Origin of the sequence: Nostoc cf. edaphicum LEGE 07299 (assembly GCF_015207245.1) — a bacterium.
Taxonomy (GTDB): Bacteria; Cyanobacteriota; Cyanobacteriia; order Cyanobacteriales; family Nostocaceae; genus Nostoc; species Nostoc edaphicum_B.
In genome coordinates this window covers 1-10,907 of the sequence record NZ_JADEXF010000030.1, presented here as the reverse complement: position 1 = coordinate 10,907, position 10,907 = coordinate 1, and the positions used below count along the sequence as shown (strand labels likewise).

At 41.0% G+C, this 10,907-nt stretch carries 12 protein-coding genes; 8 read left to right on the top strand and 4 right to left on the bottom strand.

The window, feature by feature from the left end; all coding sequences use genetic code 11:
* Positions 1–850: 850 nt before the first annotated feature.
* A complete protein-coding gene (locus tag IQ229_RS01710; RefSeq protein ID WP_194040710.1) occupies positions 851–1,012 on the bottom strand; it encodes a hypothetical protein in 162 nt (53 codons plus the stop codon).
* Positions 1,013–1,160: 148 nt separating this feature from the next.
* On the opposite strand from IQ229_RS01710, the gene IQ229_RS01705 reads away from it, so the two are divergent.
* The 3 genes from IQ229_RS01705 (at position 1,161) to IQ229_RS24780 (ending at position 2,667) form a co-directional block, all read left to right on the top strand.
* Positions 1,161–1,598 (top strand): AbrB family transcriptional regulator, encoded by a 438-nt coding sequence (locus tag IQ229_RS01705; RefSeq protein ID WP_094350106.1) that lies wholly within the window; start codon positions 1,161–1,163, stop codon positions 1,596–1,598.
* A gap of 164 nt (positions 1,599–1,762) precedes the next feature.
* Positions 1,763–2,623, top strand: coding sequence for a CPBP family intramembrane glutamic endopeptidase (locus tag IQ229_RS01700; RefSeq protein WP_194040708.1), 861 nt, complete (start codon positions 1,763–1,765; stop codon positions 2,621–2,623).
* Entirely contained in the window at positions 2,587–2,667 is an 81-nt protein-coding gene (locus IQ229_RS24780; RefSeq protein WP_409339884.1) for a hypothetical protein, read from the top strand. The genes IQ229_RS01700 and IQ229_RS24780 overlap by 37 nt, the downstream gene beginning before the upstream one ends.
* 126 nt (positions 2,668–2,793) lie before the next feature.
* Here IQ229_RS24780 and IQ229_RS01695 read toward each other — a convergent pair whose 3' ends face one another.
* Complete coding sequence (locus IQ229_RS01695; protein ID WP_194040706.1) at positions 2,794–3,756, bottom strand: M48 family metallopeptidase; 963 nt, start codon at positions 3,754–3,756, stop codon at positions 2,794–2,796.
* 147 nt (positions 3,757–3,903) lie between these two features.
* Here IQ229_RS01695 and IQ229_RS01690 point away from each other — a divergent pair, with 147 nt between their 5' ends.
* The 4 genes from IQ229_RS01690 to IQ229_RS01675 all read left to right on the top strand — a co-directional run bounded on the left by IQ229_RS01690 (position 3,904) and on the right by IQ229_RS01675 (position 7,668).
* A complete protein-coding gene (locus IQ229_RS01690) occupies positions 3,904–5,460 on the top strand; it encodes a helicase C-terminal domain-containing protein (RefSeq protein WP_194040704.1) in 1,557 nt (518 codons plus the stop codon).
* On the top strand, positions 5,441–5,758 hold the full coding sequence (locus IQ229_RS01685) for a hypothetical protein (protein WP_228013001.1): 318 nt from the start codon (positions 5,441–5,443) through the stop codon (positions 5,756–5,758). Before IQ229_RS01690 ends, IQ229_RS01685 begins: the two co-directional genes overlap by 20 nt.
* A 55-nt stretch (positions 5,759–5,813) precedes the next feature.
* Entirely contained in the window at positions 5,814–6,029 is a 216-nt protein-coding gene (locus IQ229_RS01680; RefSeq protein ID WP_194040700.1) for a DUF2839 domain-containing protein, read from the top strand.
* A gap of 1,294 nt (positions 6,030–7,323) precedes the next feature.
* Complete coding sequence (locus IQ229_RS01675; RefSeq protein WP_094350113.1) at positions 7,324–7,668, top strand: DUF1815 family protein; 345 nt, start codon at positions 7,324–7,326, stop codon at positions 7,666–7,668.
* A 251-nt stretch (positions 7,669–7,919) separates the two neighbouring features.
* Here IQ229_RS01675 and IQ229_RS01670 read toward each other — a convergent pair whose 3' ends face one another.
* Positions 7,920–9,989 (bottom strand): CHAT domain-containing protein, encoded by a 2,070-nt coding sequence (locus IQ229_RS01670; RefSeq protein ID WP_194040698.1) that lies wholly within the window; start codon positions 9,987–9,989, stop codon positions 7,920–7,922.
* Positions 9,990–10,105: 116 nt separating this feature from the next.
* On the opposite strand from IQ229_RS01670, the gene IQ229_RS01665 reads away from it, so the two are divergent.
* Positions 10,106–10,606, top strand: a complete 501-nt coding sequence (locus tag IQ229_RS01665) for an acyl-CoA thioesterase (RefSeq protein WP_194040696.1) — start codon at positions 10,106–10,108, stop codon at positions 10,604–10,606.
* Positions 10,607–10,672: 66 nt separating this feature from the next.
* Here IQ229_RS01665 and IQ229_RS23625 read toward each other — a convergent pair whose 3' ends face one another.
* Positions 10,673–10,870 (bottom strand): hypothetical protein, encoded by a 198-nt coding sequence (locus tag IQ229_RS23625; protein ID WP_228013002.1) that lies wholly within the window; start codon positions 10,868–10,870, stop codon positions 10,673–10,675.
* Between the last annotated feature and the right edge of the window lie 37 nt (positions 10,871–10,907).

Sequence of the window (10,907 nt, the reverse complement as noted above, 5' to 3'; positions counted from 1 at the left end):
TCTTTGATCTAACGATCGTATCCAAATGAAATGCATGTGAAGTTAGCAACATATCTTGATGTCAACTTGAGTCAAGCAGTCCTGACAGTAAAATTCCGCCTTCGCGGCCACTTGACGAAATTTTTTGATTATATAGAAGTGTGAAAGCCCATGTTTAATATATAGTAGTGGCAATCAAGCACTAGGCAGATGTTAAGAGATTTGTTCTTCCCATAGACAGACGTACAAAATCCTTTGACCGCTTTTGACCTGAAGATAATAAACCGAGGAAAAATTCTCATAACTTTCAAAGAAAAGTTAGAGCACCGCTAAACCCGGAGGTACGTGACTTTTCGCTTTTCGGCTTGCTCTTAATCAAGAAAATATGGGATTGAACTCATTGGTCAAAACTGCTCGTATCAATTATATAAATTTTTATAAAAGCCAGATAGCAATGCTCGCGCTTGCAATAAAGGGTTAAGAAAATCGCCACTGCTTTTTTCTTCTTTAAGTCCAGGAATTTAAATAAAAATTTACCAGCAACTTTAATTCAAAATTAAACAACTATTTTGCTATTATTAGTCCATGCTAGTATTTAATATAAAATTACGAAGTAGCAAAACCAGAATCAAGAGCCGTATCAGCGCGGTTACTACTGCTTTGTTGATTCGTAATGTAGAGACAAGAAAATTCGCGTCTCTACTGGTAGGACAAAAGGGTGTATGCCCGTAGGACTCTATTGAAATACTATGCTGTCCTAAGCTTGAAAGGACGAGTAGAGAAAACTCTACTTGCTCTTTTGCAAGAAAGGCAAGCACTGAAAGTGAAAAACCTGCAATTATTTGGGTCTACGACTTATTTGCAGTAGAACTTAACCCCATTTGTAAAGGTGGCTGAAAGTTACACCGCTACAGTAGCGCCAAAGAAGAAAATAGTTTTCTTTCTGATGGCGAATAATGGTTAAAAGTGCCGTAAAATCACCAAAATTAATGTCTGTGGCAACTATGGCCTCTAGTTGGTTGTAGACAACCATATATAGAAGTGCTTTTGGCTCCTATCGGCAGGAATTCACCCGTTACATTAGGGTCTTCAGTAGCTCTATGCAAATGCTAAAAAATTAAATGCTGGCATGAGACTACATAGTTTATCAGTTTGGAGAGAGTAAGGAAAATTTGAGCATAATGACTGAAACTGCAACCGCGCCATTAACTGGAAAAGCACTACTTGCTAAAGTAAAAGAACTTTCCACATTACCACGCCGAGAAAGAGCTAAACAGTGTGGCTATTACACTGTTACTAAGAATAATCAAGTTCGTGTGAATCTCACCGATTTTTATGACGCTTTGCTATCTGCTAGAGGAATTCCTCTAAGTCCAGAAGCACCTAAAGATGGTCGTGGTCGTGAACCGACATATCGGGTTAGTGTCCATCAGAATGGTCAGATTGTAATTGGTGCTACATATACCAAAGCAATGGGCTTGAAGGCTGGAGATGAGTTTGAAATTAGGCTGGGATACAAACATATTCACCTGATTCAACTAGGTGAAAGCGATAAAAAACTAACCTCACAAGATATAGATTCTGACGAATCGGACGAAGATTTGGAAGACGAAGAGTAAATTTGCTGATGGTAAGGGTAAGTTTCAGGTGATGATAACTTGTCCTTACCCCAACAGCAAACTAGTAGCTAGGTAAAAAATACGATTAGACCCCTTGCAGAAGTCACCAAATTTAGTAGAGTCTTGATTAATCAGCAAGAAATCTATAATGCAAGAAGTCTATCGTGTTTTTTTTGTTTATTTTGATAACTTTCTTTGAGTCTTCGGTCAACGTCTTACTGGCATTTATAGAAAATGCACCGCCACTAGTTATAGTGACGGCATTTTTTGTTTGTTGGATAGTTTGCTGGTTGCCAGTAGCAACAGCATCAGCAATATTGCTTAATTGGCAACCTCCTAAACCTTTACAGCCAGAGCAAAAAATGCCGTTATTGGTGTCACTTTACCTATTAGCTCCCCCAATCCTCTGGGGAGTTGTTTGGTTGACTAATAAATCTTTTTCAGATTACGGCTTTGTTGGCAATCTTTCAACTCTTGGTTTTTTAGCACTAGGTTTTAGTTTGGGAGTGCTGAGTTTAGCTATTGTATTTGGTGGGCAATTCGGATTAGGTTGGTGTTCTTTTGAAAAGTCTAATTTCAAGTTACTACTACCCATATTGCTACCGATTTTCTTGATAGCGTTATTAGTCGGTGGGATAGAAGAGTTAGTTTTTCGCGGTTTCCTGTTCACAGAATTAACACAGGATTACCCAGTTTGGTTCGCAGCAGCAATTTCTAGCTTGATTTTTGCCTTGTTACACCTGGTTTGGGAGCAACGCGAAACCGTACCCCAACTTCCTGGATTGTGGCTGATGGGAATGGTATTGGTGTTAGCACGCTTTGCTACAAGTGGTAATCTAGGTTTAGCTTGGGGATTGCACGCGGGATGGGTATGGGCGATCGCTACCATAGATACAGCAGAACTAATTACTTACACAAGTAAAGTCTCTGACTGGTTCACAGGTAAAAACAAAAAACCCCTAGCTGGGTTGGCGGGAATTATTTGTATATTGGGAACTGGAGTAATTATCTGGTTCTTCTCTTAAGTATTTTAATTTCCCATAAAAAATTTACGTTAACGCAGTTTTAGAAGTGCTGAGTGAGATTCCTTACTCAGCACCGTTATTAATCTTTATGTAGTCTTACGGAACCTGCAACCTCAGATATATATAGTGCATTAAATAAATCAGCGCACTATATATAATTTCACTCAAAACTACTCAGACCTTTTCATTCTGTCGATTTCTCGTTGTAATTCTTCAATTTGACGGCGTAAAATTTCTGTTTCATTTGCGGAAGATTCTGCTGCAACATTTACCGTTCCAGAAGCAGGCGATCGCTGATAATTTCCTCGGCGAATTTGCTGATATTCTTCGGATACTGCCCACGACCGTAAGTAATGTAAGCGTTCAACAGGGAAAGGATGACTCAACATCATACCCTGAGCGCCATTGTAGATCAAGAATTTATATATCTGATTCAGTCCATCTTCATCCAGTGCCTGATAATTTTCTGACTGCTTAATAAACTCTTGTAAACTACATTCGTTGGCATATTTGTTACTACCGCCAGAGAGTTTCATCAACGTTGACATCACAGGATTCAAGTCATCCATTACTAGTAGTGCAGCGCGATCTGACGATAACTCGGCTTTGCGCCGCCACTCAAAAAAGGCGTAAATCAAGCCTTGGGTGACAATATTACCGATGCCGAAGGTCAATTCTCCCAAGGCAGAAGCAGCACTCATCGCCCACATCGCCATTTGAATTAAAATAGTATGACCACATTTAATATGCCCCAGTTCATGGGCTAGCACCGTCCTCATCTCGGCTTCGTCTAGTAAGTCTAGTATCCCTGTATTTATGACTATGTAAGGATTCTCTTGCCCCAGCGCATAGCTATTTGCTTGGGGATTTTGCGAGACAAACAGTGTTGGTTCTGGGTAAATGTCCAAATCTCGGACGCATTCCCGAAACATCTGGTAAATAGTGGAATATTGACGCGGACCGACTTGGATGCTGTTACCCATTAGATAGACTAATTGAGGGCGTTCGTAGATAAATTCCACAAATTTACGAGCGATTAAATCAAATCCTGGTAAATTTCGTAAAGCTTGCTCGGCTTGACGATCTAGTGGATGCCTAAAGGCTTCGCTAGATATTCCTGTGTAAGTTGGCATAATTATAGGGTATTGGGTGATTGGTCATTGGTCATTGGTCATTGGTCATTAGTAAAGGACAACTGACAAAGGACAACTGACTAATGACAAGATAATAGAAATGGGGCAATTGGAAGTAAAAGTCACTTTGTATGGAATTGAAAGCGTGTGATTGAGGCAGAAGTTCATTTGTCACTACATAACTTTTTGCGATCGCAAGCGGGGTTCCCTTCCTGGCCCCATCATTTGACGATGGCACGGTTGGTAGCACGCGCCTTGCGCCTGGGACGTAGCGCCCTAATTCAAGTAGGGGCAGTTAGTGGCTATCAAGGGCGGTATCGTACTAGTTTCGTAGCATCAGCCCTGATGTGGCATGGCCCTGTAATTATTGTTGCTCAAGAAACTGTGCAGCAACTTCTGCTGCGGGTGGAAATTCCCCGGCTACAGCAGTGGCTACCAACCAATAAATCGATTAGGACAGGTGATGCTTGGCCTGATGCTGAGTTCCAAGGGCTACTGTTAACCTCTCCAGAAGCTTGGTTAAAAGGACAATTGGCTGGTGGCTCACGCTTCCCCCAAGGCATTCCCACAATTATTGATGGGGTAGACGATCTCGAAGATTGGGTGCGTCATCAACTTACCCAAGATATTCAACCCGATGATTGGGATCAACTCATGCTGGCTTGTCCCAACCAAGCTGAGGCAATTCGCGAAGCACGGATACAACTAACACACGAACTTTTTCAGCATCCTGTTAATCCATATCAGTGCTATCTAATTTCCCAGCCGGAAATAGAAATTTTAAATCGCCTGTGTTTGGCTTTAGATCGAGTAAACCTCCCACATAAGTGGAAAAATTTCTGGCAGCAATTTCAAACCCTTGATGAAAATCTTTCGCCCCCTACTTCCCCTCCTCTCTTCTGGGCGACTATTGCCCATCGACAAGGTTTATTTTCTTTGCACTACGCCCCAATGGAATTAGGGGAAATACTCTCGCCGATTTGGCAGCGACAACCAGTAGTTTTAATTGGCAGCGCGATCGAACCGGAAACTGAGGCTCCCCTTTTCCGCCAGCGCTTGGGTTTGGACGATTTAACTTGCCTGAAGTTCTCCTCAGAGAGTCAAGCGGAAGCAATTCAACTGTATGTACCCTATAAGTTGCCCTTACCCAACACGCCAGAATTTCAAGCGGCATTTATTCACAAAGTCCGCACACTAGTTTGTCTAAGTGCGACAGCACCAGGGTTAACGGTTGTCTTAGTGGGAGATGTACCACTAAAGGCTCAAGTAGCGGCAATTCTAGCTTCAGAGTTTGGTTCGCGGGTGCAAGTAGAAAAAACTTGTTTAGATGAAAATGGTATTTTGATTAGCGGTTGGGAATTTTGGCGAGAACATCAACGAGTTTTGCCAGCACCCCATCTGTTAATCATTGCTACGTTGCCCTTACCATCTTTGGAAAATCCTCTGGTAGCTGGCAGGGTAGCTCTTTATAAGCGATCGCATCAAGATTGGTTCCGTTTATACTTGTTGCCAGCAGCTTTAAATGAATTACAAAGAGCGATCGCTCCAGTACGAGAAAGTCAAGGGATTGTGGCTTTGCTTGATAGTCGTGTAGTTAACCGCAGCTACGGCGCTCAAATTCTCGCAGCTTTAAGTCCTCTGGCACGCATTAACTATCTCGATCCCAGCCTGTTTTCCAATACCGATGAGGAAAATTCTGCTTAAAATTCAGTTACCAGTGACGCCACTTGCTCCACTTGGGGAGACCCCAAGACCCTTCGGGTTCGGCAGTCTCCCAGACGCTCGTTCCTCTCTACGAGACGCTACGCGAACGCTACCGCTAGCGCTAACGACGGAAACCGCCATCGCGCTTCGCGTCTCCCTTTGGGAGAAGATGGGGGCTGCCTCACCGCAGTGGCTCCCCAATGCCCAATTTAAATTTTGTCAACCAAAGTGCGATCGCCCAGAAGCAAGAACTATTATCAGCTTATGGAAGGTGCTGCGATTCATCGCCTCTCTGTAGGCATGATTTCTGGCAAGATAAATTTAGAATCTAAGTAGAATTTAAATTGCTAATTATGGGTGAAGCAAAACGTCGTAAAACCACACTAGGGGAAACATACGGTAAAGAGACTCGGATCTTGTCTTGGGTTCCGATCACAAAAACTCAAGGCGAACAATTTGTCACTTGGACTACTCGTGGTGCTTGGATAGGTATTGGTCTTATGGTTGTAGGATGGGCAACAATTCGTTTTATCGGCCCAGCTTTCGGTTGGTGGCAAGTAGTCTATTAATTCTTAATTCATAATTGAATTAGTTGGAATCTAGGCTCCAACTAATTCAATACCACTAAAAAAGACAATGACGCACAAGTATCTTAAGCTAAAATACATCTAAATTACATAATCCCCGTCAATGTCGTCCTTTGTCATTAGTCATTTGTATTTACAAAGGACAAGGGACAAATGACTAATGACAGTCTCTACGAGATAATGTGCAACTTGAATGCACACCAGCTTACTAATAATTACGAATTACGTTAGCGCAATGGTAGGGGGTTTGCGTACTCTATCCCGCATTTCTCACAAGCTGCTTTGCGTATAAGTAATGAGTAATAAGTAATAAGTTAAGAATTTTACTCATTACTCACTACTCATTACTCCTCCATTCGAGGTGTGGTGAGAAATCCGGGTCTATGAGAAAGCAAGCTAGGCGCAGCCTCTTGTAGAAAGCGTTATGACGAATTACAAATTAGTTAACTGAGTTATTAATAAAAAATAATTACTCTCTTTGGATAGATAATCGAAATATATTATATATTCATTAAATTTGGCAAAACCAAATTAAGATAAGAATCCTTCTAAATTACCCTGCTTTGGTTCGTACAACTTTTTGGGAATAATCCAAAAATACCTAGAAATATTGCCTAAATGGCAACATTGCTCTGTTGGGTTTAGGTATTATCAGTGTTAAGTTTTTACATTGTGGATTCTACACTCACATTTGTCTACTAACTACGTTAGGTTCGTATAAAGTGTTGCACTTAATTTTTTTGCAACTAGTTAATCTATCATTTGCACTGTCATCTGCTTAACTTTATATATCTAGGAGGAACGAATTTGGTATAACTAATCATTTGTCTATACCAAAATCTACGTTAGAAAGAGAACAGACTAAACATCTAAAAGAGACAGTATAACGATGCAAAACTACATTATGGCCTCTAATAACCGTGTATTTGACTGCACATAGCTAATAAAAACCAAATATGTACCTTTTTTGTAGTTGACTAGTGCTAGATTTAAGTTACCCTTAAAGCGGATCGCTTACTGTAAGAATGCACTCTGACAGAAGTGTATAAAGATATAGTTAAATTTAGCAATTCTGTCCGAAATTTTGAATTTGCAAACTGAATAGTTTGATACGGCTCTCAAAACATCGATCCACTACCCTAAACAAGGTAGTCAATTAACGACTCAATATCATCCGTCTGATAATTGTAATGAATAGTTTACAATACCAATGGATGAGAAAATCTAAAGAAAATATAAAAGAAACTCAAATTACTGTGGTGTCTGGAGGACAAAAGTGTTTCTGAGACTAGCACATCAACATCGACAATTCGTTCAAGACTTAGTAATGAACCTGCAAGCCTTGGCGATTGTATTGGAGCGTCGTGGGTATCCAGCATCGTGCTATACCTGTGGCGACCAAATGAATAGTGCATCGTTTATGGTTAGCTTAGGTGATAACCATCTGATTAGATTTTTAGTGTCCGATTACGGCATTACTTGGACGGAAATGCGGGATGACCGCGAATTAATGAAGCTAGAAGGTGCGGAGGCAATTAGCCAATTAGACGAATTGGCCGATCTTGTCAAGCAATCTATGCAAAGTGATACAGGCTCTAAAACTCTTGCCAAGAAGTATTAAGGTTTCAAAGGTCGGTAGCAAATTAGAAATTGATTATCGGTAACTGTTAATCGGTAACAGTTAGTTAGCGATCGCTCCTACCCGTTATCTCAATTATCATTAAGTGATTGGCCATAGCTAGCCCATCGCATATTTTTTTTAGCTACCAAAATCTCATGAGCCGGGTCAAAATCACCGTTATTGCACGTTACTAAGGTGTCAGATGGTGAATCTGGGCAGTAGCAGCAATTATAATGTGAGATACGATACACCTAAAGTCCATTGCCAATTAAAATAAAGGGTGCCCAATAGTACGGATGACTAAAGTCATTAACTGCTGCTACGCGTGCATTGTGACTTATTTCCTTCCACTTCCCAGTAATTAATGAGACTTGAGCTTGACGTAAAGCTTCGGTTTTACTCAGCTTTTCAGTAGAGAGGATACCATAAAAAGCACTCATGAGTGCTTGCGTACCACCATCATCTACAGACCATAAAGAGGCGATCGCGGCTCTAGCGCCGGTTTGTTGCATCTGATAGCCGAAGCCCAAAATTTCCTCGCCGTTACCTAACTTGCCTCCCAAGCCGGTTTCACAGGCGCTCAACACTACCAAATCTACATTCGGGAGTGACCAAGTGGCGACATTTCTAAAATTAACGCGATCGCCATTCCCGAATAAAATAAACGAATCTTCTGGTTTACCCACCACAAAGGCTGCATGAGTCGCTAAATGGACAATTGTATAATCATCCATTTGGGGTACAGTGACTCTGGGGGTAAAGGCATCGTCTAAAAGCTTCGTAGTTTCAGGAACCGCAGCTGCTAAACTTTCCACCTCCCGCGTTGCAAAGGGTAAGCCAGCGAAAGCAACCTGTCGATTCCCAACTTTGATTTCATAATTACCTTTAGTAAAAGCACCCGCTAAAACCCGCAAAGTGGATTGTTTTGGGGTGTTTAAGTTAGCCAGACTGGCAGATGTAATGTGATTCACATTAAAGCGCTGCACCAGCCATTGTTTGCCATCATATAAAGCAGTTAACGGAATGTAGCGTAACCGATCATCTGGAGCGTAAATTAGAGTTTGCGTACCTGATAGCTTCAAGTCTTTCTCTATCGGTTTAATTAGCCAGTCATACAATTGGCGTGCAGGTGCTTTGATATTTCGACTGGGATTAATTAAAGCTTGGCGGAAAGCATCAATTGTTTGATGGAGGTTTTCGCGTTTTACAGCAACGGTGCGATGGATTGGTGGGGATTCAGGAGTTACCAAGACCAATTCCAAACTATCTTTTAAAATCAGTGGGTAGAGTAGTGCCGATTTTTGAGGTAATCGCGCCAAATTATCTCGAAGTTCGTTGAGACTTTCCAAATCTAAATTTTGCCGCCTCGCTGTACGGCTAATTTGCTCTACCTGTGCTTTCACTGAAGGACTATTGATAAATTCGTTAAATCCATCTAGAAGTTGCTGTTGATTTAAGACTAGTTGCTCGATGCGTTGTTTCTGTTCGAGCGATCGCTGTTGGGGAGAAATTTTCCGTAGTGTTGTCAGTTCTTTACCCAGCACAACAGCATTATCGACACTTTGATCCAGCTTTTGTTTAATTGGTTTTTCTGTTGCCGCTATATTAATACCTTTGACAGTACGTTGATTACCCGGCACATTCTGGAGATATTCCTCTAGTTCTTCAACTTTGAGTAAATCCATTATCCTTTGTGCTTCAGCAACACGTCCCTGTTTCAGCAATCGTTCACCCAAAATGCGATATGTCTGTCTAACAGTTATGTTGTAAGCATCTGGTTGCCGCGCACTCAGTACTGATGGATTCAAGCGAGCTTTCTCACGATTAATCAAGCAATGCTTGTAGAAAAAAATTGCTAACTCTGGCTGGTTTTGGATATCGAATAAGTAACCTATGTTACTGTAAGTTTTTCCAAGTCGAACTAAATCCCCAAGTTCTTTGTTAATTAATAAGGCTTGCTGATAGGATCGAAGTGCTTCAGAATACTTTTTTTGACTTTGGTAGATTCTGCCGATGTTGTTGAATGTTACTGCTTCCCAAGAGCGCTCTCCAAAGTCTCTGCTGATGGCTAATGCTTTCTGTAATTTCTGCAACGCTTCTTGCGATTGACCTTGACGAGATTCTTTGATAGCTTCTTCATTGAGCCTTGCAATTTCTGAGAGTTGATTATTCTTGGGTAAAGCTTGAGCTTTTTCTCCAGATTCGTACCTCAATCTTGCATTTGTATTTACCTGGTTAATGTCTGGATATACCATCCCAAAACCTAGTAAGCTAAGTAGAGATAAAGTAACAACACTCACATACCGGAGATTAGGCTGCATAACAAAACACTCCCTATACTCGGAAGGTAAATATTAAATCAATAAGTCCGACAACGCAATTAATTTTTATGCTGTTCAATAATTTGGAAAATTTATAGGTACTGAGAAAATTGAAGATGTCAGAAGAAAAACCCAGCCAACCAAAATTGCCACCAACCAGCGCCCTTGACAATCCATCAACTAACGAGTTTGGGAATTGGTTTGAATATCCTGTCAGAGTGCAACCCCACCACACTGACTATGGCGGTATTGTCTGGCACGGTTCTTATATAGCTTGGATGGAAGAAGCGCGGATTGAATGCTTACGATCTATAGGAATTGAATTTGCTGATTTAGCCGCTATAGGTTGCGATTTACCAGTTGTAGAATTGTCGGTGCGCTATCACCGTTCAGTTCAATTGGGTATGGCAGTGATGGTAAAAACGCGCATGGCTGAGGTGACAGGTGTGCGCATCAATTGGGATTATGCCATTGTCTCAACTGATGGACAAGAATTATACGTCACGGCTAAGGTGACATTAGTGGCTTTAGATCGCGACAGAGGCAAGATTATGCGTCAGTTGCCGCCAAGTTTTAAGGATGCCTTAGCCAAGATTTCAGCATTAAATAACAATTGATTAAGAAAGGTTGTCATTTCATCTTTTATACTTCACCTTTCATTAGCAAAAGTGAAGTATAGATTTTTACTTTCCAGTTTGGATCTGCGACAGATTTTGAGCAAACTGCATTACGTAATGCCAAATATCTTGGGGAGTAATGCCAAAACTAATATTTAATAAAACAAGGATTGCCGCAAGAGTTAATGCAGTGCTCACGGTTGCTTTCAGCAACTTCCATAATATTATGAAGACTATCCAAGCTATAATCAATGTAATAATCATATATATTAATTCCTTAATAATTGCCCTTGTCTGAGAG